Source organism: Myroides pelagicus, assembly GCF_009711055.1.
Taxonomy (GTDB): domain Bacteria; phylum Bacteroidota; class Bacteroidia; order Flavobacteriales; family Flavobacteriaceae; genus Flavobacterium; species Flavobacterium pelagicum.
This window is the reverse complement of the sequence record NZ_WMJY01000005.1, coordinates 46511-69142: the sequence shown is the minus strand read 5'-3', so window position 1 is coordinate 69142 and position 22632 is coordinate 46511. Positions and strand designations below refer to the sequence as shown.

The 22632-nt window shown below is 35.0% G+C and carries 22 protein-coding genes; 10 read left to right on the top strand and 12 right to left on the bottom strand.

Features of this window, described 5'->3' with window-relative positions; translation table 11 throughout:
* The first annotated feature begins 365 nt into the window (after window positions 1-365).
* From GJV77_RS03530 to GJV77_RS03515, 4 genes are all read left to right on the top strand, one after another.
* Complete coding sequence (locus GJV77_RS03530) at window positions 366-560, top strand: hypothetical protein (RefSeq protein WP_155034973.1); 195 nt, start codon at window positions 366-368, stop codon at window positions 558-560.
* A gap of 12 nt (window positions 561-572) precedes the next feature.
* On the top strand, window positions 573-1184 hold the full coding sequence (locus GJV77_RS03525; protein WP_155034972.1) for an FAD-dependent oxidoreductase: 612 nt from the start codon (window positions 573-575) through the stop codon (window positions 1182-1184).
* Between the two features lie 222 nt (window positions 1185-1406).
* Window positions 1407-1790 carry a DUF805 domain-containing protein gene (locus GJV77_RS03520; protein ID WP_155034971.1) on the top strand — a complete coding sequence of 128 codons (384 nt, stop codon included), beginning with the start codon at window positions 1407-1409 and terminating at the stop codon, window positions 1788-1790.
* A gap of 116 nt (window positions 1791-1906) precedes the next feature.
* Complete coding sequence (locus GJV77_RS03515; RefSeq protein ID WP_155034970.1) at window positions 1907-2323, top strand: DUF805 domain-containing protein; 417 nt, start codon at window positions 1907-1909, stop codon at window positions 2321-2323.
* Window positions 2324-2393: 70 nt separating this feature from the next.
* On the opposite strand, the gene GJV77_RS03510 is transcribed toward GJV77_RS03515, so the two are convergent.
* The 4 genes from GJV77_RS03510 to GJV77_RS03495 all read right to left on the bottom strand — a co-directional run bounded on the left by GJV77_RS03510 (window position 2394) and on the right by GJV77_RS03495 (window position 7615).
* Window positions 2394-3365 carry a PCMD domain-containing protein gene (locus tag GJV77_RS03510; protein WP_155034969.1) on the bottom strand — a complete coding sequence of 324 codons (972 nt, stop codon included), beginning with the start codon at window positions 3363-3365 and terminating at the stop codon, window positions 2394-2396.
* 15 nt (window positions 3366-3380) lie between these two features.
* Window positions 3381-5081: a phosphoethanolamine transferase gene (locus GJV77_RS03505; protein WP_155034968.1), complete on the bottom strand. Its 1701-nt coding sequence runs from the start codon at window positions 5079-5081 to the stop codon at window positions 3381-3383.
* A 22-nt stretch (window positions 5082-5103) separates the two neighbouring features.
* Entirely contained in the window at window positions 5104-6270 is a 1167-nt protein-coding gene (locus tag GJV77_RS03500; protein WP_155034967.1) for a BamA/TamA family outer membrane protein, read from the bottom strand.
* A 145-nt stretch (window positions 6271-6415) separates the two neighbouring features.
* Window positions 6416-7615, bottom strand: coding sequence for an aromatic amino acid transport family protein (locus tag GJV77_RS03495; RefSeq protein WP_155034966.1), 1200 nt, complete (start codon window positions 7613-7615; stop codon window positions 6416-6418).
* 202 nt (window positions 7616-7817) lie between these two features.
* Here GJV77_RS03495 and GJV77_RS03490 point away from each other — a divergent pair, with 202 nt between their 5' ends.
* From GJV77_RS03490 to GJV77_RS03470, 5 genes are all read left to right on the top strand, one after another.
* Complete coding sequence (locus GJV77_RS03490; protein ID WP_155034965.1) at window positions 7818-8189, top strand: hypothetical protein; 372 nt, start codon at window positions 7818-7820, stop codon at window positions 8187-8189.
* A 71-nt stretch (window positions 8190-8260) separates the two neighbouring features.
* Window positions 8261-10627, top strand: coding sequence for a TonB-dependent receptor (locus GJV77_RS03485; RefSeq protein ID WP_155034964.1), 2367 nt, complete (start codon window positions 8261-8263; stop codon window positions 10625-10627).
* Window positions 10627-10947, top strand: coding sequence for a hypothetical protein (locus GJV77_RS03480; protein WP_155034963.1), 321 nt, complete (start codon window positions 10627-10629; stop codon window positions 10945-10947). Before GJV77_RS03485 ends, GJV77_RS03480 begins: the two co-directional genes overlap by 1 nt.
* 59 nt (window positions 10948-11006) lie before the next feature.
* Complete coding sequence (locus GJV77_RS03475) at window positions 11007-11543, top strand: DUF4625 domain-containing protein (RefSeq protein ID WP_155034962.1); 537 nt, start codon at window positions 11007-11009, stop codon at window positions 11541-11543.
* Between the two features lie 164 nt (window positions 11544-11707).
* On the top strand, window positions 11708-13825 hold the full coding sequence (locus tag GJV77_RS03470; RefSeq protein WP_155034961.1) for a prolyl oligopeptidase family serine peptidase: 2118 nt from the start codon (window positions 11708-11710) through the stop codon (window positions 13823-13825).
* A gap of 65 nt (window positions 13826-13890) precedes the next feature.
* On the opposite strand, the gene GJV77_RS03465 is transcribed toward GJV77_RS03470, so the two are convergent.
* The 7 genes from GJV77_RS03465 to GJV77_RS03435 form a co-directional block, all read right to left on the bottom strand.
* Entirely contained in the window at window positions 13891-14490 is a 600-nt protein-coding gene (locus GJV77_RS03465) for a DUF1684 domain-containing protein (protein ID WP_155034960.1), read from the bottom strand.
* A gap of 83 nt (window positions 14491-14573) precedes the next feature.
* Complete coding sequence (locus GJV77_RS03460) at window positions 14574-15044, bottom strand: Dps family protein (RefSeq protein ID WP_155034959.1); 471 nt, start codon at window positions 15042-15044, stop codon at window positions 14574-14576.
* A 144-nt stretch (window positions 15045-15188) separates the two neighbouring features.
* Window positions 15189-15656, bottom strand: coding sequence for a hypothetical protein (locus GJV77_RS03455; RefSeq protein WP_155034958.1), 468 nt, complete (start codon window positions 15654-15656; stop codon window positions 15189-15191).
* A 92-nt stretch (window positions 15657-15748) separates the two neighbouring features.
* Entirely contained in the window at window positions 15749-16462 is a 714-nt protein-coding gene (mtgA, locus tag GJV77_RS03450; protein WP_155034957.1) for a monofunctional biosynthetic peptidoglycan transglycosylase, read from the bottom strand.
* Window positions 16463-16600: 138 nt separating this feature from the next.
* Entirely contained in the window at window positions 16601-17311 is a 711-nt protein-coding gene (locus GJV77_RS03445; RefSeq protein ID WP_155034956.1) for a 3-ketoacyl-ACP reductase, read from the bottom strand.
* A gap of 87 nt (window positions 17312-17398) precedes the next feature.
* On the bottom strand, window positions 17399-18163 hold the full coding sequence (locus tag GJV77_RS03440) for a DUF3050 domain-containing protein (RefSeq protein WP_155034955.1): 765 nt from the start codon (window positions 18161-18163) through the stop codon (window positions 17399-17401).
* 84 nt (window positions 18164-18247) lie between these two features.
* A complete protein-coding gene (locus GJV77_RS03435; RefSeq protein WP_155034954.1) occupies window positions 18248-19426 on the bottom strand; it encodes an acyl-CoA dehydrogenase family protein in 1179 nt (392 codons plus the stop codon).
* Between the two features lie 865 nt (window positions 19427-20291).
* Here GJV77_RS03435 and GJV77_RS03430 point away from each other — a divergent pair.
* Window positions 20292-21416 (top strand): TlpA family protein disulfide reductase, encoded by a 1125-nt coding sequence (locus tag GJV77_RS03430; protein WP_155034953.1) that lies wholly within the window; start codon window positions 20292-20294, stop codon window positions 21414-21416.
* Between the two features lie 47 nt (window positions 21417-21463).
* On the opposite strand, the gene GJV77_RS03425 is transcribed toward GJV77_RS03430, so the two are convergent.
* Window positions 21464-22300 carry a DUF4349 domain-containing protein gene (locus tag GJV77_RS03425; RefSeq protein ID WP_155034952.1) on the bottom strand — a complete coding sequence of 279 codons (837 nt, stop codon included), beginning with the start codon at window positions 22298-22300 and terminating at the stop codon, window positions 21464-21466.
* Window positions 22301-22632 lie beyond the last annotated feature (332 nt).

The window sequence follows — 22632 nt, the reverse complement described above, 5'->3', positions numbered from 1 at the left end:
GTTCTTTTTTGAAGTAGATATAATAGTTAGTTATTTTTTTCAAACGACTACTTGTTTTCTCACAAAGTCATGGTTAGGTTTTAAAGAATGATACATAATGCTTTCTCGCAAAAGCTGAGTGTGATGCAATTGTTTTAACTTTTTACTATCATTCAAACAGACTTGTTTTTAGCTTGATAGTGATTAATCTTATTTCTTGGAATATTTATTAAGTTTCCTTGTTTCAGTCGATTACTTTTGAATTGATTTATTGTGAAATCCTTTTTTGTGCTGTTAAATTGTTTGGAGGCTTTGTTAAATAGAGGTAGGAATAGATAATAATTTTGTACTTTCGGCCAATTAAATCAAATTCTTTATAACAGAAAATGAAAATATTTACTTATGTTGTATTAGTTGTTATTGCAGCGCTAATCGTGTTTAATTTAACGATATTGGACTTCAATAACCTTTTTCAAGGGGATAGCTTAATTGCTATAATCGGTATAGTAGCTCTACTATGTGGAGCGTGTATTTTGTTGATTTATCGTACGTCTAAGATTATTCACGATAAAACAAAATAATTAAATATTAAGATGGTTTACGATGTATTAATTATTGGAGGAGGTGTATCAGGTGTGTCTTGTGCGCAAGTGCTTGGCAGTGCCTATAAGAAGGAGTTTGTCAAAGATAAACAGGTAGGAATAATAATGCACCAGAAATCTTCGATGCTTCAAGAGGCTGTTTTTTTTAATGCGTTTGGCATTGAGCCAGGAACACTAGGGAGTGATTTGTTAGATAAATCAAAGGACTATTTAGCTCAATATCCTCATATCAATCAGATAGAGGGTGAAAAAGTTATAGCAGTAATTAAGAAAGGTGAGATTTTCGAGATTTCGACAAACAAAGAGCTCTATTGTGCAAAAAATGTAGTGGTAGCTGTCAATTCTAGTTCTACCTTTTACATTGAGGGGTTAATGGATTATGTGATGCCACATGCAAAATCATTAGCAACAAAGAATCGCGTACAACTTCACAATCATGATCACCTTGTCGCTGAGGGGTTATATGTAGTGGGCACTCTAGCTGGGCATCGAAGCCAATTAGCGATCGCTGCGGGTAGTGGTGCTGCAGTTGCTACAGATTTACTTACGCTGTGGAATGGTGGTATAGAAACACATAGCCACGATAGTTTACGGAAAAAATAATATATATCATATTTGTATAGACCTTCAGCCATTGAAGGTCTTTTTTTTTGAATGTATCGGACTTCTTTTTGAACTTAAAGAATAATTTACTCGAATGTTAGCAAATAATCATTTTTTAAGCCGTTTTTTGAGTGTTAAAAAAATTAAGAAACAATTTGCAAATGTTAAATTTTATATTGTACATTTGTTTATTAAAATTGTAAAACATATAGAATAGAAGTTATGGAATGGTATTTAAAAGTAATTAAAGAGCACTATGCTGACTTTAACGGTAGAGCAAGACGTCAGGAGTATTGGATGTTTGTTTTATTTAATACGCTGATTGGTATTGCGATAGGGGTAGTTGAGTATATTATTGGTACAAACTTTATTGGAACAGTATATAGTCTGGCAGTATTAGTACCGAGTATTGCTGTAGCTGTTCGTCGTCTACACGATATTGGAAAAAGTGGTTGGATGTATTTATTAGTGCTTCTTCCGATTATTGGTTGGATTATATTAATCGTATGGTTTGCTACTGAAGGAAATGCTGGAGCAAATGAATATGGAGCAGATCCAAAGAATCCTCATGACGAGATTAACGAAATTGGTCAGAATCAATTCTAATTTGTAGAAATTAGATTGTAAATTATATAAAGAGAGTTAAGGGCTATAGTTAGTGCTGGCTCTCTTTTTTAGTAGCCTATTTGAAGGCATTTTATTGAGAAAAAATTTGAAAATGTATGGAATGGTATTTAAAAGTTTTAAAAGAACATTACGCGGATTTTAATGGTCGAGCAAGACGTCAGGAGTATTGGATGTTTGTATTGTTTAATACATTAGTTGCTTTTGGTATTATCATAGTAGGAGGTATTTTAACCGCTTTAACTGATACGGATGCAATTATGCAGTTCTTTGTAGGACTATACATCATTTATATTTTGGGTACCTTTATTCCTTCTATCGCGGTATTGGTACGTCGTCTTCACGACACAAATAACAGTGGAGCTTATTATTTTATGTCTTTTATTCCTCTTGTAGGGCCTATTTTATTACTGGTTAAATTAGTAGAAGATGGAACAAGAGGTACTAATCAATACGGTGTAGATCCTAAGAACCCTAATGATGAGATTAATGAAATAGGGCAACCTAAGATTTAATGAAATAAACGTAAACGATATACAAAAAGCCCCTTTCTTCTAATAAGTAGAAAGGGGCTTTTTAGTTGTATTATTTAATGTCATAGACAAGTCCAATATTGTCTATCCAAAAGCGGCTATCCGTATTGCCTATATAAGGCCCTCCATTACTTGAGGAGAATTGAACGATAAGATGGGTGACTTCATCAGTAGCGTTTCCCCAGCCTTCTTCTAAGATAGGCACCATCTTTCCTTTACTATTTCTAGTGTAGTATGCCATGTCTCCAGTGCGCAGCTGCATATAGTTTTTGTAATAATTCTCTTTAGTGATGTCTCCATAATGAACTGGAATGCGGTGATTGTTTTGCCAATTGGAAATCGTCTTGTCAAAGCGTTGCCAACCCGTTGCGATGCGTTTTGCATGGATGTTTCCATCTTTGTCTTCCCATCTACTTTGAAGGAGTATTTGTACTTCAGCCATGTCATTTCTATTTGCATCAGTACCTTTTCCCATACCATTGACACGTCTTGATGGGCCACCCGTTATAACTTTATAGTCAAATTGTAGTGCTTTAGGCTTTTTAGAGAATGGAATTCCTGTCACTAACTTACTTTGCGGATCTTTTGTATCTGTTATCGGTTCGAGCATTTCACCTAAAAAGATTGTTCCACTTGCTAAGACATTAATGTTTATTACACCTAGTACTTTTACACGTTCGATTCGTGTCTCTAGTTTAGCAGCATAGCCTTGTCCGCGTTTTTCTGGAAAAACGGTAACACTTCCTTTAGTAATTCCACTTACAGTAGCTAATACAGAGGAAGTCGCCCACGGTGATTTAGTACTTTTATATGGGGTGTTGTCTTTTAGGGTGTCCTTTTGATCAGTTATTGCATAAAGGTATTGAGTGTTTCCTCCGATAACGAAAGACTCTTTAATTTCTCTGACCATCCATTTATTCATATCTCCATACGGGAGTAGCTCAAACTTTTCTTTCTGTGCAAAGATAAATGTCGGAAGCAGTATAATTATCGATAGTATGGTAAGTTTTATATTGAGTTTCATTGTTTTTAATTTCAATTATTGAATGTTGTTTTTGTTTAGCATTTCGACGTCTTCTTCTTTAAGATTCATCTTCCGATAGGGTATTGCGACATCGTGATCATTAAGGTAAACACGCTGCTTCGGTTTAAACATTGGATTCACTAATGAGAGGTCGTATTCCAAATGCGTAGTCTGTATATCCGCTATGTCAATTAATGTATGAAAAACTGTGTTTGTAGAAATAGGTTTATCGCTATTGGACTTTGCTACTCTTACCTTTTGTTCATTAGCCAATTCATATTTATCAGAAAACCATAAAATAAAGGGAATTCTAAGTTGGTAGTAGGTTGGAGTAGGTGAAGCGTGTAAGAATTTACCACGTGTGTCATCGAATAAATCTTCTCCATGATCAGAAGTATATAATAGAGCGGTTTGTGCTTGAGTCTTTTTTAGAGCATCAATTGTTGCATTTAAGAAATGATCTGTGTAGAGAATAGAGTTATCATAAGCATTGACTAAATGCTCCTTCTCTGATTTTCTTACTCCTGCTATTTGATCTGATTCGAAAACTTTGAAGTTAGTCGGGTAGCGCTCCATATAGTTGAAGTGTGATCCATAACTGTGCAAGAGAATAAAAAGATTTCCTTCAGTTTTGTTGATTAAATCTTCCATCAAAGGAATTAGTTCTTCATCATAATGGTTTTGCGTTAACCTCGTTTTAGAATCCGTTGTTCGAATGGTCTTGTAGATATCAGCTTCCTTGGTGAAGTATTCAATAAAAGAGGAATTCTCAGCTTGATTAGAAAGGCTAATAGTGGTAAATCCAGCTTCTTTAAATGCATGTACAATCCCTTTTCTATTGTAGATGACAGGGTAATTAGTAGCTTGTGCATCAGATAGGATAATCGAAACACTTTTGTGTGTAGTATTAGATTGTGTTAGTGCATCTTTATAAACCAGTAAGTTGTCTTGTCGAGCAAGCTTTGGTGTAGTCTCTCTTTGGTAACCATACAATCCCCAATTATCTGCTCGACTTGTCTCTCCTACAACAAGAACATAGATTTCTCTAGGACTATTTGCTTTAACCTCTTTTGTGGCGTGAAAGGAGAAGTCCTTTGATGTATTAGGGTATCTACGAATGTTATCCCATTTGTTTACAGCAAAACCAAGGTTGTGAATCGCATTAATAGGATAGACATCTTGATAGTAGGCGAAAGTTTTTGTATTAATATTTTCACTCCAGAATGAACCAATAAAGCTAGCCAATAAGAGGATAAACGAAGACTTGAATATTCCTTTTCGAAATGACCAATCAAGGTATAGTTTCTTTTTCCATTGTCTGATGGATAAGATTATCGGCGGTAGATACAAAGCACAAACAAGTGCAATAGAGGGTAGTAAGCTACCTAGTAATTCATTTATTTCGCTAGTATTTGTCGTGGCCACATTGAGAAACATATCAGCAGCGATAACATCTTCCCCAAACAGATAAAACAGTACAATCTGAAAAGCGTGTAATACGAAGAAAGGAATATAAATGCATTGCCACTTTCCTGTGTTTTTGAAGGCAGATAAAAGAAGTAAATAAAAACCTAAAGGAAATAATAGAATAGTAATTTTACCTATTACATTCAATGGTGCGTGTAAAGCAAAATAGAAAGAAGGAACCATATTAATAATAATATAGAACCAAAAGAGCGCTTTAGCATTGTTAATTACTTTCAATAGTGTATTCATTATTCAATAGTGTACTCTTTGATTAAAATGACTCATTAATGTTGAAGTAAAAACCGCTTTGCCCTTTTCCAATTCCATAGTCTAATCGGATATTTACTCTGTTTTTAAACTCCCAACGGTAACCTATACCATAGGCAGGTAGGGTTTTATCCCAATCAAATTGATTAAAGTTTTCAAATACATTACCTGCACCTCCCCATAAGGCGATGCCGTGGCGATTGTATATTTTTTGTCTAAGTTCGACTTGAGCGTTAATTTGCTTTTTATCTCTAAATTGACCAATAAAATATCCTCTCATCTGACGTGAACCTCCAATTTGAGACAACATATTCCACGGTACATCTCCGTTGTTAAAACTGCCATTCAAATCGAATGCCAAAATACCTTTTTCCCAAACTTTTTGATAGGTTCTTGCTGTGATATCTGTTCTGCCAAAGTTGTGGTTACTACCTAGTGCTTTAGTGAAAAAGACTTGTTCATATTTTAGAAACCAACCTTTTGCTGGATTAGGAATAAAGTCTCTAGAGTCATATTGAATAATAAAACCTCCACCAATGGCGGTTGCATTTATAGGGTCATTAGGTCTCATATCTGCGATTTCAAAGTTGTCTGCTTTGAAGTGTTGAGCCGAAAAGGTCGCTCCGATATAGGTGTTGTTTAGTACTTTGCGTAGGGCATCTAACTTTAGTGATAGACGATACTCATCGTATTTGGTATATAGTCCATTATTTCCAGCTTCAAAGCCAATACCATAGAATTTGCTTGGCATAAAAGCGAAGTTCATATCGTAGTTGATACGGTACTTATCTTCAGGAAAGATAGTAGTGTTTTCTACTCCTATTGAAAAAAAGCCACTGGTAGTAAAGTTCGTATATATAGAAACAGCAGAAGGTTGTAGATTCATATTCTCTTTGTCTAAGCGGTACAAACCTGATGCTACGATTCCTAGACCTAATTTGGTATCTACCGAGTAGCTTGGACCTCCTATAAATGAGATATCAAACTTCTTGTTTGACTTATCTTTTTTTGCCTCTTCGAAATAACTGATAATACGTTCTGTAAATTTCTTCTTACTTGCTAGGCTATCGGATACAGTTGCATGTGTATTTGAGCCTTGTGTCTGTTGAGCAGAGGATAGCATAGAAACAAAGATCGTCATACCAAGCACTAACCAATGTTTTTGCTTCATATTCCCAAAAATGATTAAGAGGGCAAAGATAGTGAATATGTCAATCGTACGGTCTTAAACAACCGTCTTAAAAAAGGAAAAACAAGTGATATTAACTCTTTTTAGCAATGTTTTGCTTAATGTTAAGAGTCTAATTTCTATTTGTTTAAGATTGAAAAACCTTAAAGACAATTAGAAATTGACTAATAATAATCGTGATTGAGATACTGAGTGTTAAGGCAATCGCGATTTTGTGAAAAAGATTAATCTGTTGTTTGTGGTATTGCATGGCTTTGATATAAAGAACAGTGGGTATAATTAATGCAAGGATTACTCCAGCAATAGCAGCAAAACCTAAAGCTTTAATAAAACCCTGCGGGTAGAATAGAGCAAACCCTAAAGGAGGTAAGAAAGTAAGTCCTCCAGCGAGTGGCGTCAATAGATTTTTTTTCTTGCCTTTGAGTAAGTCTTTGTAATAGTCAAATAATCCAACACTAACACCAAGAAAAGAAGTCCCAAGTGCGGCGGCTGCAAAAAGGCTAAAAAGAGTCTCAATGTATGCAGATTCTGCAATTTGTCTAATACTTAGGATTAGTCCATTTAGTTGTTCTTCTTCTTTGAGAATTTCCATAAAGCTTGTTTGGTCGAGACTACCCAGCACAACTATTTGCCATACCAAATAGATAACTAAAGGTAGTAAGCTACCGTAAAGAAATACTTTGTTTAATAGTTTTTTGTCTCCGCCCAGGTAATTAACTATTGTAGGTATACTACCGTGAAAACCAAATGAAGTAAAGATAGGAGGAATAGCTGTTAATAATAGTCCTTGATGTAAAGGTAAGTTGAGTAAATTGTCAGATTGAACCAATGGAAACATCAAAAAGATTAACAAGGCTAAAAAGACTAGTTTGATACTAAAGAGGCCTTTGGTAATGAAGTCTATTGATTTGGTTCCAATTACAACAATTCCACCAAATAGAACAGCGAACAATATTATTGCTAAATGTCTATCTAGTTCAGTTTTAAAAAGAGAGTCGATAGAAGTTTTAAGGATTGTTCCTCCTCCTGTCATATAGGCTGCTGTTAGGGCATAGATAAGAAACATTAGACTTAATCCTGCTATGCGATTTACAAAGAAGTTAGTGTACTTCCTGGTTAGTGAATCAAAACCATCAGAAGCGGGATTGTACTGATAGACCTTCACCATCAGTATCGCTGTATAATAAGTAATAAACCATAAGAGTATTAATAGTAGTGTGCTAATAATAAAACCAATTCCAGCAGTCGAAATTGGCATGGCTAACATACCAGCCCCAATCGAAGATCCTGCAATAATTAAAATACTACCTAAAAGTTTACTATTCATTCTTAGAGTTATTAAGTTGCAAAGGTAAGAAAAGCAATGGTTATAAATAGCTTTGTCTGTCTTCCTTCTAAAGATAACACGATTCACTTTATTTGTAAAAGACAGTTATTATCTCAACAAGCAATGTATATAAAAGTATACTTAATCATAAGATAATAGTTGTATTCGTTTGATTTTATTAATTCTTATTTATATTTGCACTATGCGCGAAAGAAAAAACATAGCGGGAGTATTGCTAATAGTGACAATTATGTTTACTATGGTATTCCAGTTCATACACAGTTATGAGCATATAGCTACGTTTATCTCATACGAAAAAGAACACGGTACGCATGCCCACTTTCATGAGCAAAGAGGAGATAGTAAGGTTGCCCTGGAGTATAAGGTAAATCACAACGACATTGAAAAGTGTTTTGCATGTGATACATTGATTCCAGCTAATACGGTAGCTATATATACCTTTTCGCCTAATCTTTTCTTGTCTATTGAGAAAGTACAAAGTGAAGTGATTGATACTTTCACGCCACTTTCTCATGTGTATTATTCCCTTAGGGCTCCGCCAGTGATTGTTTAATAATTGGACCTTTATTTCTATAAATTTAAATCTATAGAAATACTTTTTTATTAAATATAATCAATTAGAATATGAGAATATCACTAGTAGTGTTCTCTCTATTGTTGACTATTCAGTCGTTTGCACAAGCATTTTCAGTGCGTGGGCATGTTTCGGATATTTATGGTTCAGCATTAGTTGGAAGTACTATACAATTGGGGAGTCAAGCTGTAGCTACGGACTTAGATGGCAATTTTTTAATTCCTTCTGTAGAAGGAGGAGAATACGTTTTGGCGATTACTTATATCGGATACGAATCAGTCAATCAAAAAGTTTTTGTCAATAATAATTTAGATTTACATTTTCACTTAAAAGAGGATACAACCTTGTTGGATCAAGTGGTTATTTCTTCTGAAGGTGTTCAATCTATTAAGAATGCTGAGAAAGTATCTAATCAAAAACTTATCGAACAATATGCTGGTTCGCTAGCCAAAACATTAGAATATGTACCAGGAGTGAATGCAATGGAAATCGGTGCGGGATCTTCTAAACCGATTATTAGAGGTCTTGGATTTAACCGTTTAGCAGTAGCTGAAAATGGAGCGAAACAAGAAGGGCAACAATGGGGGGCAGATCATGGACTAGAGATAGATGCCTTTAGTACAGAAGAAGTAGAAGTTATCAAAGGAGTTGGTACTATTGAATATGGTAGTGATGCTATTGCTGGTGTAATTAAAATTAATAATGAGAAAGTACCTGAGGTACATTCATTTAATGGAAGTGCAACATTATTTGGCAAAACTGTTAATGACTCTTATGGAGCTTCTGTTCAATTGAAGGCTAGAGAAGACAAGTTTTTCTTTAAAGTTAAAGCAACTGCCCAAGAGTATGGAGATTATAGAGTGCCTACAGAAGAAATATACTATTTGGGTACCATTATTCCAATTTATGAGGGACGTATGAAAAATACGGCAGGTAAAAACGTATCTTTATATGGTCAAGTTGGATATATCGATGGTTCAGTTAAAAATGTATTGAGTGTAAGTAACGTTTATGAGAAGAGCGGTTTCTTTCCAGGTGCCCATGGGTTACCAAATATTACTACTGTTGTACACGATGGTAATCATCGCAATATAGGTTTGCCTCATCAAAATGTTAATCACTTTAAGGTAACTAATAACTTTACCTATGATTTGACAGGTAAGAGTAAATTAAATGCTTTGTTTTCTTTTCAGAATAATAAACGTCAAGAGAAAAGTATTTTTCATTCACACTTTGAAAATCAGACTCCTCCAATTAATGATCCAAACTTAGAGTTAGAGTTTAATCTAAATACGTTTGACGCTGCTTTTAAGTATGAGTATTTATCAGATAATAATCACAAATCGGTAATTGGCTTACAATATACTTATCAAAACAATACTATAGATGGTTATGGTTTCCTATTGCCAAAGTTTAATCGCTTTGTAGTAGGTGCATTTGCTATACATGAGCATTATGTAAATGAGCAACTAACTTGGGAAGCAGGTGTGCGAGCTGACTATGCAGAGATTCATATTAAGCCTTTTTACGATGAGGTTTTATATGATTACTTAATAGCAAAAGGACATTCTCATAATTTCGCAGCGGATTATGCACAACGTAGTCATCAGACAGATAGAGACTTTACTAGTTTTAATGCAATGCTAGGTGCAAAATATGCCTATACAGATAAAGTGAAGTTTGCTGCTACTATTGGAACGAACTTTAGATTTCCAACAGCTATTGAGTTAGCATCTAATGGCGTTCATCACGGTGCTTTTCGCCATGAGAAGGGAAATCCTAATCTAGATCCAGAGCAAGGGCTTGCTTTTGATTTTAGAGCGAGTTATGTAGGTAAGAATTTCAAGACTACCTTTAGTCCTTATGCTTATTACTTTACCAATTACATCTTCTTAAAGCCTTCTGGTAAGTTTTCAGTACTTCCAGATAGTGGACAGATTTACGAGTACACGCAATCAGAAGCCTTAATTACAGGCTTTGAGTGGAGTGTAGAGCAACGATTTTTAGAAAGCTTTGCTTTTAAAGGAGTCTTAGAGTATATCTATAATAAACAGTTGATGAACGGAAAGAGTGGTAATTATCCACTACCTTTTACCCCACCTGTGAATTTTTATGGTGAATTAAGGCATTCTTTTAATGATTGGAAAGTTTTCAAAAGAACAGAATTGTTTGTCAATGGTAAATGGTATGCTGAACAGCAACGAATCGCTCAAGGTGAATCTATTACTCCTAGTTCGTATAGTTTCGGTGCGGGGGTTAGTTCTACCATACGTTTAGGTAATGTAGAAGCAAAAGCTAATCTATCTGCAACGAATATTTTTAATGCCAAGATTCTAAACCATATGAGTTTTTATAGACCATTAGAAATTCCTGAGCTTGGGAGATCAATTCAATTAACTATTCAAGTACCCTTTTAATGAAAACTAAGAACATTCGTGTTCTGTGGCTTGTGTTATTATTAGGAGTATTTGTTATTCCACATACGAGTAATCTTCTGCATTTTGTCATTATAGAGCATGACTTTAATAAAAGGAGTAATGCCGTGGAATACTTGAATAGCAATACGGTACACTATTGTGAACAGTATTTGTTTAAGTATGCTCCATTACTCGATTTTGATGTATTTAATATTGACTTTTGGGTAGATCAAATGTATTTGCCTATTTATGTAATAGATGTACGGCTGGAATATTTGGATTTCTTTTATTCGTATTATTTAAGAGGTCCTCCATTTTAATAATCACTCTACGAACACACAACTAATTACAGATGATTAACAATTTAAAATTTAAAAAAATGAAAACTATTAAATATATCGCCTTTTACTCATTATTAGCTTCAGCATTCTTTACTTCATGTACGTCAAGTGATGATAATCTAGATACAGAGCCTCCAGTTGTTGATTTAATTGCACCAGCTGATGGAGCTAAGTTAGAAGCTGGAAAAGACATTCATTTTGATATGAATGTATCAGATAATGTTGCTTTAGCTACTTATAATGTTGATATACATGGCAATTTTGATGGACATGGACATGGTGATGGTAATCACACACATAGTATAACTGTGTTAGCTGGTGATCATACTCATGATGCAGAAAATGAAGCGCGTAAAGAATTCAAGTTTAATGAGACTTGGGACGATATCTACGGTAAGAAAAATGATAATGTTCATCACCATAAGATTATTATAGCTGCTGATGCAAAAAGAGGAAACTATCACTTTGCTGTAAAAGTATTGGATAAAGCTGGAAATCAAACGATGGTATTTAGAAATATTGAAATCGTTGATCCAGGTCATGGAGATGGAGGAGATCACAGTCATCATCATTAATAGATACATCTAATCTGAATAATTACAACGGGTTAGAATTATAAGTTTAACCCGTATTTTTTTAAATATGACATAGGACTGTTTGTATTCCATCTATGAAACTATTTGATACTGTGTATATTTATTTATATTTGTTTTGAAACTAATATTTACCCTAATTTTCTATGAGAAAAACATTTATGACACTTTTAGTGGCTATCGTTATTATCTCTTGTAAGCAAGGCAATAACGACGCAAAAGTTGAAATCAAGTATCCAGAGACGCACAAAGGTGACGTAGTAGATACGTATTTTGGAGTTGAAGTAGCAGATCCTTACCGTTGGTTAGAGGATGATAGATCAGAAGAAACAGCTGCTTGGGTGAAAGCAGAGAATGAAGTGACTTTTGATTATTTGGCTCAAATACCATTTAGAGATGAGTTGAAAAAGCAAATGGAAGAGGCTTGGAACTATGAGAAGATAAGCGCTCCATTTAAAGAAGGAAAATACACTTATTTCTTTAAAAACGATGGATTACAGAATCAGTCTGTAATGTACCGTAAGGACGAAGCTGGAAAAGAAGAAGTGTTTTTGGATCCTAACAAGTTTTCTAAAGACGGTACTACTTCTTTAGGAAGTATTGACTTCTCGGAAGACGGAAGTAAATTGGCTTATGCTATCTCAGAGGGTGGTAGTGACTGGAGAAAAGTGATTGTCTTGGATACAGAGACAAAACAAGTAGTTGGTGATACATTAGTGGACGTTAAGTTTAGTGGTGTGTCATGGTTAGGTAACGAAGGTTTTTACTACTCTAGTTATGACAAGCCAGAAGGAAGTGAGTTATCTGCGAAAACTGATCAACATAAGTTGTATTTCCATAAATTAGGTACTGCTCAAAAAGAAGATGCCCTAGTCTTTGGTGGAGATAAAAAGCGTAGATATGTAGGAGGTAGTGTTACTAGTGATAATAAATATCTTGTGATCACTGCTGCTAACTCTACTTATGGAAATGAGTTGTACTTAAAGGATTTAACGAAGAGCAATAGCCCTATCGTTACATTAGTGGACAACTTTGAGACGAGTAGCTATGTTTTAGATAGTAAAGATGGTAAACTTTTCATCGTTACTGATCACCAAGCACCAAATAAAAAGATTGTTGTAGCTGATGCTAATAAGGCTACTCAAGCGAATTGGACTGATTTTATTGCAGAAACTGAGAATGTATTAAGTCCTTCTAAAGGAGCTGGTTATTTATTTGCTAGCTACTTAAAAGATGCTGTTTCTTATGTAAAGCAATATGATTATTCAGGTAAAGAAATCCGCGTAGTTGAATTACCTGGTATTGGTACAGCTAGTGGCTTTGGTGGAAAAGAGAAAGATGAAACACTATATTTTTCATTTACGAACTATATTACACCAGGTACAATCTATTCTTTTGATCCAAAAGAGGGTGTTTCTAAAGTATATGAGCAACCAAAAGTGAAGTTCGATTCTTCTCAATACGAATCTAAACAAGTATTCTATACGTCTAAAGATGGAACGAAAGTCCCAATGATTATCACGTATAAAAAAGGGACTGAGTTAAACGGTAAGAATCCGACTATGCTTTATGCTTACGGAGGTTTTAATATTAGTCTGACACCTTCATTCAGTATTGCTAATGCAATATGGTTAGAAAACGGAGGTATCTATGCTGTTCCAAACCTTAGAGGAGGTGGTGAATATGGTAAAAAATGGCATGTAGCTGGTACGAAGATGCAAAAGCAAAATGTATTTGATGATTTCATCGCTGCTGCTCAATACCTAATTGACAATAACTATACTTCTTCTGATTACCTTGCTATTAAAGGTGGTTCTAATGGAGGATTGTTAGTAGGTGCTACTATGACACAACGCCCTGATTTAATGAAGGTAGCTTTACCGGCTGTTGGGGTATTGGATATGTTGCGTTACCACACATTTACTGCTGGAGCAGGTTGGGCGTATGATTATGGAACTGCTGAAGACAACAAAGAAATGTTTGAATACCTTAAAGGGTATTCTCCATTACACAACGTAAAGGCAGTTGCTTATCCTGCAACTATGGTGACTACTGGAGATCACGATGATAGAGTGGTTCCTGCACATAGCTTCAAGTTTGCGGCTGAATTACAAGCTAAAAACACAGGTAATAATCCGATGTTGATTCGCATTGAAACTAATGCTGGACACGGAGCAGGTAAGTCTGTTGCTCAACAAGTACAAGAGCATGTGGATCTACAAGCGTTTACACTATATAGTATGGGGATTCAATCTCTAAAATAATACTCGCTTCAATATTGCGCAAGTATAAAAATAGGCTGTCCATTGGATAGCCTATTTTGTTATTCTTATCTTGTATATTGGTACGTTTTTTCTCCTGCTTGTATATCTGCTTTGATAAAGTTTTGGTCTGGAGGTATGGGACAGGAGTATTTCGGATTGTATGCACAGTAAGGATTATAAGCCTTATTAAAGTTCAATGTGATTTGATCTCCTTCTGGAATCTCTAGGTCGAGGTAACGACCACCTCCGTATGTACTACCTCCAGAACTCAAATCTGAGAAAGGGAGAAAGAGTTGACTAGTTGTGCCTTTCAGGTCTTTTAAGCTCTTATAAAGCTCTACTGTATGTGTTCTCCCTTCTAGGGTAAAGGTCACGTTTGCATATTTTACATATAAGTGTTTTTGATGTGTGGTCGTTGGCATTTCGAAGGGCTTTTCATCTGGTGTGCGCTTTAGTGTTCCGATTACAATATATGCTTCATCGATAGGAAAGAAGTCTAGTCCATCAAAACTTTTTAAGGCATCTTTAACCAATGGACTTGTATTCGAATCTGCAAAGAACTTATTTTGTTCTTTTTGAAAGTCTTTTGCTTTGTCTATTTCTGTTGCCTCACTACAGCTGTTAAGTGTAAGTCCAAGTACTGCTAATAGAAAAATTCGTTTCATACGTCGTTTATTTGTACTAATATATAAAAAAAGGTTTGCTTATTCTTCAAGCAAACCTTTTGGTATTTTATAAACCTATATTATTATAAATGGGCACGTAACATCCATGCTGTTTTTTCGTGTGCTTCCATTAATCCGATTAAGAAATCAGCTGTACTCTTATCATTTGATTCTTCGATGGCGTCAATATGTTGTCTAATAAAGCTAACGATTATTTCATAGTCTATTAATATCTCACTGATCCAAGACTTACTATCTGTACTATCTGTTTTTCTTTCTTCGGTAAGATGAGTAAGGTTTAAGTAATCTTTAAGTGAAGAAGGAGCGTAGTGTCCTAATGTTTTGATACGTTCAGCTACTGCATCTACATTGATGGCTAGTTCTGTATAAAGTTCTTCGAAGTAAACGTGTTTTGAGTGAAAGTCATCACCAGTTACGTTGTAGTGAGCATTTCTTACTTTTGTGTAAAGTACAAACTCATCTGCTAAAAGTTTTGACAATACTTCTGCGTTAAACGCTAATGCTTTTTCTGTTAATCCAATATTTGCTTTCATAGTCTTTGATTTTTATTACTATGTAAAGGTCGTTAAATATTTGATGATTAGCTATATAGTATGATTGATTGTCTTTATTGTTGTATTAGAAAATACAATGGAAGTATAAAAAAAGAGGAACATTAAGTTCCTCTTTATAATCGATTATTTTAATAAATCTTTCTTTACATCTTGTAATTTCTTATCTGCGTCTTTCACTACGTCATTTGCAGCTTCTTTTACGTCTTCAGCTCCTTCTTTTACAGCTTCTTTCACGTCTTCAGCTCCTTCTTTTACATCTTCTGTTGCTTCAGCAGCTTTAGTTTTAGCTTCTTCAGTAACCTCAGTAGCTTTAGTTTTTAAAGCATCCCACTCTTTTTGTGCAGCTTCTAAAGCTTCGTTTGCTTTAGTTTTAGCTTCTTCGTTTCCTGATTTTGCAGCTTCTTCAACCGCTTTTTTAGCTTCTTCTAATTTTGTAGTAGCAGTTGCTAATGCAGCGTTAGCTCCTTCAGTAGCTTCTTGTCCAGCTTCTACAACTTCTTGTTTTACTTCTTCAGCATTTTTTTGAGCATCTTTACATGAAGTAGCGAAAACTAATCCGCAAGCAGCTAATAATAAAATTGATTTTTTCATAGTATTTCTTGTTTATATAAAAGTTTGTACCAAAAGTAGAAAAAAATTAGCTTAGTACCGTAGAATATTTAGTTAAATCTCAATAAGTACTTTTATTTATTGTTTTTTTTCTCAGTATTTGGTTTGAATTCTAATGGGCCATATGACCGTATGTATTTATTGATTAGGGCCTTTCGCTTAGTGATATAGGGACCTTGTCCTGTAGCTTTGTATTTTCTTGGGTTTGGAAGGATGACGGCTATGCCAGCGGCTTCGTATGTCGTTAGTTGGTTTGCCGACTTTTTATACCAATATTGGGCGGCTTCTTCTGCTCCATAGATGCCATCTCCCATCTCTATACTATTGAGATAAACTTCTAATATGCGTTCTTTGGACCAACAGAGTTCTATTAATACCGTAAAATAGGCCTCTAAGCCTTTTCTAACATAACTGCGTCCAGGCCACAAAAAGACATTTTTTGCCGTTTGTTGACTAATAGTACTTCCTCCTTTTATTCGAGCATTGGCTTTTTCGTTGTTTTCTAAAGCTTTTTCAATTGCATCAAAGTCAAAGCCATTATGTGTCATAAAATGTCCATCTTCTGATACAATAACTGCTTTTTGTAAGTTAGGACTTATTTTTTCTAGGGATACCCAGTCGTGTTTTAATATTATCTTTTTTCCTGCATTGTATTGTTCATATATACGAATAAACATTAATGGTGTATAGGGTACTGGGACAAAACGAAACAATAGGACTGATACAACACTGAAAATAAAGAAGTATATAATCGCTTTTTTGCAAAAACGAAAGAGTTTACGTAACATAGTTTGGACAGATAAATATGGTGTAAATGTATATAAAAATACGGATAAAAAAATCGTATCTGGTGTATGTAACTAAAAAAACCTTTGTTCTGATTATCAAAGAACAAAGGTTTGTATATACTATGGTTTAGTTGAATGCTATGCTGGGTTTGTTGTCCACAAAGAAGCTGTTTTCAACATTGCTCTTCTCGGAAGCTTTAAGGTAGCTACAATAAGTTCTGCAAAGTCTTCTGGTTGTAAGATATGATCTGGATTACCATCAGTCAACCCTAATTCAATAGACATATCCGATGCAATTGTACTTGGTGTCAATGTACATACGCGAATATTGTTTTTACGAACTTCTTTCATTAAAGACTCAGACATTCCAATCACAGCGAATTTAGAAGCTGAGTATGCTGATGTTGATGGGTTTCCATTTAATCCAGCAGTAGACGCTACATTAAAGATATCTCCTTCATTTTTCTCAATTAAATGAGGTAATACTTCTCTTGTCACATTATACACTCCCATTACATTAGTTAATAGAATTTCTTCCCAACGGTCAGCTGGCATATCCATAAATTTACCAAACTCTGCAATTCCCGCATTGTTTACTAAAATATCGATTCCTCCTAAAGTCTCGATTACTTGTGCAATACCTGTTTTTACAGCAGCTTTATCAGTTACGTCAAAGGCTGCATAAGTTGCTTTTACGCCTAACGCTTCTAATTCTTTAACCGTTTCTTTTAGTTTTTCTTCATTTCGACCTGTGATGGCTACATTGATGCCTTCTTTTGCGAAAGCTATCGCTGTTGCTTTACCAAGACCTCTTCCTCCTCCTGTAATTATTGCATTTTTTGTACTCATGTTCTTTTTTCGTTTTATAACTATTCGTGTAAATTTAGTGAAATACTGTGCTATTTTATGTTTACAGCTTGTTAATAAATTGTAGTATTAACCGATACTTTTCTCTATCGCATTCCACAATCCATATCGCTTAGTTAATGCCTCTTTGGATACTGCGACTACCTCACTCCACTTAGCCGTATCTTCACCGCAAAGCTCTGTGATCATTTGCATAGCCATAGGCCCGTGTTCATCTCCATCTAATTCAATGTGTCTTTCAAAGTAATAGATTAATTTTGATAAGTCCGTTGAGGGAAAGTTTTGTTGAAAGCCTTTTAATATTTCTGAAAACATATCAGGTATTAAATCTTCTCTACCAAAGGTAAAGGCTGCTGCTATTTCATGTGGTTTACCTCCTTTGATCACATCAAAGGTAAAAGTTATGAAATCTTTCACTTCAGGTAGTACGGCTAGATTTGCAATCGCTGTTTCTATAGGGGAACCTTTTTGAAGGTCAACTAGGAAGTTTTCGACTGTAGTTGTATTGGCTTCTGCTGTTTGCATAGCGTCAAGGTACATTTCAAAATGACTTAATCTTCTACCGTCTAGTGCTAAGTCTGATTCTTCTGCCAATACGATTTCATTGATTAAATAGCGCGTTTGTGGGTAAGGCGAAGCAAACCAAGGCACTGTCGTACAGGTCAGTTTTTGTTGTAGTGCTTTAAGCAGGGACATAAAATCCCAAACGGCATATACGTGTCCTTCCATGAAAGCACATAGGTGTGGTATTGTTTTTATTTTTGTGTATAGCGGATGGTGCAGTAGTGCGTCTCTCTCAGCTGTGATTAAGGTATTTACTTCTTGTATTGTCATTTTAGTTGAATTTATTGACAAAAGTAAAAAAGCTTCACCGAAAGGCGAAGCTCTTTATATAAAGTTTATCTATTGATGTATGTATTATTTGAATGCTGGAAAACCTGTTATATCCATTCCCGTAATTAATAGATGAATATCATGTGTTCCTTCATACGTTACGACGGATTCTAAATTCATCATGTGGCGCATGATAGAGTACTCTCCCGTGATTCCCATACCACCTAGTATCTGTCTAGCTTCACGGGCGATGTCTAATGCCATAGCTACATTGTTTCGCTTCGCCATTGAAATTTGAGCAGAGGTTGCTCTCCCTTCATTTCTTAGGACTCCTAATCGCCAAGTTAATAGCTGAGACTTGGTGATTTCGGTAATCATCTCGGCTAGTTTTTTTTGTTGTAATTGTGTTGCACCGATCGGTTTGTCGAATTGAATGCGCTCTTTGGCATAGCGTAGTGCGGTATCATAGCAGTCCATAGCAGCTCCGATCGCTCCCCAGGCAATACCATATCGAGCCGAATCAAGACAGCCTAATGGAGCACCTAACCCTGATTTGTTTGGAAGTAAGTTTTCTTTAGGGACTTTCACATTGTCAAATATTAACTCACCGGTGGCTGATGCTCGCAACGACCATTTGTTATGTGTCTCTGGAGTTGTAAAGCCTTCCATGCCGCGCTCTACAATCAGCCCGTGAATGCGTCCTTCTTTATTTTTTGCCCATACGACAGCGATATCTGCAAATGGTGCATTTGAGATCCACATCTTAGCTCCGTTTAGGAGATAGTGGTCTCCCATATCTTTGAAGTTAGTAAGCATTCCTCCTGGATTAGAGCCATGATCTGGTTCTGTTAATCCAAAGCAACCTATGTATTCTCCGGTTGCTAATTTAGGTAAGTATTTTTGACGTTGCTCTTCATTTCCGTATTTCCATATTGGGTACATCACAAGTGATGATTGTACTGAAGAGGTAGAACGTATGCCAGAGTCTCCTCTTTCTATCTCCTGCATAATCAACCCGTAAGCAATTTGATCTAGACCTGCTCCTCCATATTCTGTAGGAATGTATGGTCCAAATCCTCCTATTGAGGCAAGACCGTTGATCAGTTGTTTGGGAAATTCGGCACGTTGAGCGAAGTCCTCGATGATTGGACTTACTTCTTTTTTGACCCAGGCTCTAGCTGTATCGCGGATTAGTTTATGTTCGTCTGTTAATAAATCGTCAAGTAGATAATAATCAGGCGCTTGGTATAAATCAGGTTTCATATGTGCATTACGTTTATTGGTTGTTTAACAAAAATAGACATTATTTTTTATCAACTCGTTTTCGACAGATTTTATTCCGTTGTATTCTACCTGATAGTAAGACGTTTATTGTTTCAATATTTGATTTTGGTGTTTTCTTATCTAATATAGTTGGTTACATTTGAGTAATTGTAATATTTTGAACACCAATGTATTATTATTTTAAAAGGATAAATTTTGTTAAAAATGAATAGATTAGGTTTTTATTACTCGAAAGTCAATGACGTTGGTATTATGACCAAAGTGTTTAGTATTTGGTACGTATGTCAGGGGTATAGTTTGTGTATTGGAGCCTGTATAATAGTTTTAAATTAGACGATGAATTGGTTTTGACGTGATTCGTTCTTCTATTTATTTTTGGATTCGCCTTATTTATAAATCCAGTTTACGATAGGTTGATGCTGGTTATTTCTTCGCAAGATTGAGCCATACGTGCAGTATTCCTGCAGAATACCTCCCAAAAACGCATCTCTTGGCAAGAAAAGGTCAAGCATACTGCACGCATGTGTGCGTATGATAGGACTAGTTGTTTACTTAGTGAGATGTTTGATGTGGTTTTTATCGACCTGCAAGTGTTGGGTCCATTGTAGTGTGAGTAGAATTGTATTTTTTGAGTAAAAGATAATGCTACCTAGACTGTAGCCGTCCTTTATAATTGAGTGGATTATGTTTTTATCTCTCATTGATACGAAGATATAGATCAAACTATTCAATAGTCAATTATACTGAGGGTAAGATACAAATAATTTAGTTTAAGATTTGATTTTTAAAGGTTTATTGATTTGAAATTTGTTAATTTGTAGATGAATAATTGATTAAAGTATTTATGAAGAAGAATTTATTATGGTTACTCACGACTTTATTGTTTACACCTATTTGTGCTCAGGAGATGTTGCATATCACGGGTAGGATTGAGGGGATTACAGATAGTATAAAACTTGTGCTATCTAGTGGTGAACAAAAAGAAGTGTTCTACACTAGAGATGGAAAGATAGAGATGTCTATGTATCTCAATGAAGCACCTGCATATGTGAGGTTAGCAGCCACTATAGGTAAGGACACAAAGAATGCTTTTTTCTACCTAGCTAATGAGACAGTAAACATAGAGGGTACTATCGATGACTTTCCTTTAGGCATTAGGGCTATTGGGTCTGAGCACGACAGTTTGCGGTATGAGCATAGACAAATGACCAAGGATATCGAAAGAGCTAGGAGGGTATATATAGACGAATACTATAAACTTTTGGCTTTGGGAAGGGATAAGGATAGTGTCAATACTGTTTATTTAAGTGATGTCGAACCTTATGGTAAGATTTCTAAATTATCTAAGGAAATAGAGGTAATTAATGAACGTTTTATAAGACAACATATTAATACAGACTACGGAAGTAGGTTACTATTAGGAGAGGTTATTTCGTATTCAGATCAAAAAATAAAGGAGCTCTATAAACTGATTAGACCAGAATTTTATACGAATATGAATGTAGCTCTTTTTAAGTTATACTTAGATTATAAGCAATTAAAGGAGGGGAATCAATATTATGATTTTACTGCATTAGATGTGAATGAAAGGCAAGTAAAGTTCAGTGACTACTTTAAAGGTAAATATGTATTATTGGATTTTTCGACTTACGGGTGTGGATATTGTCAAGTAGCAGGTCCTAAAACAGCTAAGATTGCAACAGTTTTAGAAAGTAAACTGACTTATGTGACATACTACGTATATGGAGGTAAGACAGATGCTTTAAAGTATTATGAAGAGTTTAAAGGAAGTAAAGGAATTCTATTGTGGAACAATAATGAGGGAGTAGATCCAATAACGATAAAGTATAGATTAGCAGGAACTCCTGATTATATTTTGTTTAGCCCAGAAGGCAAGTTCTTAAAAGCTTTTAGTGGTATGCAAAAAGATGATTTTGAACAGCAGTTAAAAGAGCTGATGAAGGAATAAAAGAGAAAGGGTTGTCTCATAGCAAAGTGAAACAACCCCTTATTTTTTTATGAATTTTGTTTTTTTCGTTTTCTTAATTTTCTAATGAGGAACACAAGAATAATTGATAGTATAATAAATGGCCAGATATAGAATATCCCTATGATAAAGGATAGTAGGTTGTCCCACCCATCACTAAGAGCTGAAGATACTTCGTGCCCAAAACCTGTAGTAGATTCTCCTTTTTCATAGAACGTTACTGTTAGGGTACTTAGAGAAATTCTATTCTTAATGTATTTTAATCGTCCTTCAAAAGATTCGATATCTGCTCTAAGTGTTCCGAGTTCCTTCTCTATTTTTAGGATGTCTCCTACAGTGTTTGCTTTTTTAAGTAGCTCTTTATAGCGTTCTTCTATTGCCTTTTTAGTTTTGATTCTTGCCTGTGTATCGATAAACTCCTCCGTCACGTCTAAAGAGCTAATGTTTTTTCTGTCTAGTTTTGTTGCAGTTTGACTAACACCTTCAAGTAAGGTTTCGAAGTTTTTGGCAGGTACGCGTATTTCTATAGTATATTCTGTTTTATAGCCATAGTTAAAAGAGGTTTCATGCGAAAGGTAACCGTTAAACTGTTTAATGCTGTTAAGGATTTCTTCACGTGTTTGTTTTGCATTAGAAGTTTCGAAACGGATGTTTCCTTCTTTGACAATCATACGCTCGACGGTAGTATCATCTTCCTCTTTGTTATCAGATCCTTGTTTTGCCTCTGCTAAGGTATTAGCTGAAGTTTCTTCAGGTGTGAATTCCTCTAATGCTATAGCATGTGTTTCAGTATTTTTTTCAGATTGAGCGCAAGAGGCTAAAGCTGCGAATAGTATAAGTGTTAATAGTTTGAGTGTTTTTTTCATCGTATTCATTTTACTATATAACGCGATAATGATGTTTAAAGTGTTTACATGTAGTTAGATACTATTAAGATTTGAAAGTTCTCAATCTTTTACCAAAGTCCGTTGTTCATACTCTTCCTATATTTATTAGAGTAGAGACTATATAATTTGAAATAAATGTACTAAAATGACAAGTTTGTCAATCAAAAAAAATTGAATATGATCGACAAAGTTGTTTGATAATCAAAATGAATAGGTTTTGATTGTCAAGGTTGATTATAGATGTATAAATAAAAGACCTCTTATCGTGTATATAAGAGGTCTTGATTGCAACCAAAAATTTATAAATAATA

Coding starts and splice junctions, on each gene's coding strand:
- GJV77_RS03530 (WP_155034973.1), top strand. CDS start 366: ATGAAAATATTTACTTATGTTGTATTAGTTGTTATTGCAGCGCTAATC.
- GJV77_RS03525 (WP_155034972.1), top strand. CDS start 573: ATGGTTTACGATGTATTAATTATTGGAGGAGGTGTATCAGGTGTGTCT.
- GJV77_RS03520 (WP_155034971.1), top strand. CDS start 1,407: ATGGAATGGTATTTAAAAGTAATTAAAGAGCACTATGCTGACTTTAAC.
- GJV77_RS03515 (WP_155034970.1), top strand. CDS start 1,907: ATGGAATGGTATTTAAAAGTTTTAAAAGAACATTACGCGGATTTTAAT.
- GJV77_RS03510 (WP_155034969.1), bottom strand. CDS start 3,365: ATGAAACTCAATATAAAACTTACCATACTATCGATAATTATACTGCTT.
- GJV77_RS03505 (WP_155034968.1), bottom strand. CDS start 5,081: ATGAATACACTATTGAAAGTAATTAACAATGCTAAAGCGCTCTTTTGG.
- GJV77_RS03500 (WP_155034967.1), bottom strand. CDS start 6,270: ATGAAGCAAAAACATTGGTTAGTGCTTGGTATGACGATCTTTGTTTCT.
- GJV77_RS03495 (WP_155034966.1), bottom strand. CDS start 7,615: ATGAATAGTAAACTTTTAGGTAGTATTTTAATTATTGCAGGATCTTCG.
- GJV77_RS03490 (WP_155034965.1), top strand. CDS start 7,818: ATGCGCGAAAGAAAAAACATAGCGGGAGTATTGCTAATAGTGACAATT.
- GJV77_RS03485 (WP_155034964.1), top strand. CDS start 8,261: ATGAGAATATCACTAGTAGTGTTCTCTCTATTGTTGACTATTCAGTCG.
- GJV77_RS03480 (WP_155034963.1), top strand. CDS start 10,627: ATGAAAACTAAGAACATTCGTGTTCTGTGGCTTGTGTTATTATTAGGA.
- GJV77_RS03475 (WP_155034962.1), top strand. CDS start 11,007: ATGAAAACTATTAAATATATCGCCTTTTACTCATTATTAGCTTCAGCA.
- GJV77_RS03470 (WP_155034961.1), top strand. CDS start 11,708: ATGAGAAAAACATTTATGACACTTTTAGTGGCTATCGTTATTATCTCT.
- GJV77_RS03465 (WP_155034960.1), bottom strand. CDS start 14,490: ATGAAACGAATTTTTCTATTAGCAGTACTTGGACTTACACTTAACAGC.
- GJV77_RS03460 (WP_155034959.1), bottom strand. CDS start 15,044: ATGAAAGCAAATATTGGATTAACAGAAAAAGCATTAGCGTTTAACGCA.
- GJV77_RS03455 (WP_155034958.1), bottom strand. CDS start 15,656: ATGAAAAAATCAATTTTATTATTAGCTGCTTGCGGATTAGTTTTCGCT.
- mtgA (WP_155034957.1), bottom strand. CDS start 16,462: ATGTTACGTAAACTCTTTCGTTTTTGCAAAAAAGCGATTATATACTTC.
- GJV77_RS03445 (WP_155034956.1), bottom strand. CDS start 17,311: ATGAGTACAAAAAATGCAATAATTACAGGAGGAGGAAGAGGTCTTGGT.
- GJV77_RS03440 (WP_155034955.1), bottom strand. CDS start 18,163: ATGACAATACAAGAAGTAAATACCTTAATCACAGCTGAGAGAGACGCA.
- GJV77_RS03435 (WP_155034954.1), bottom strand. CDS start 19,426: ATGAAACCTGATTTATACCAAGCGCCTGATTATTATCTACTTGACGAT.
- GJV77_RS03430 (WP_155034953.1), top strand. CDS start 20,292: ATGAAGAAGAATTTATTATGGTTACTCACGACTTTATTGTTTACACCT.
- GJV77_RS03425 (WP_155034952.1), bottom strand. CDS start 22,300: ATGAAAAAAACACTCAAACTATTAACACTTATACTATTCGCAGCTTTA.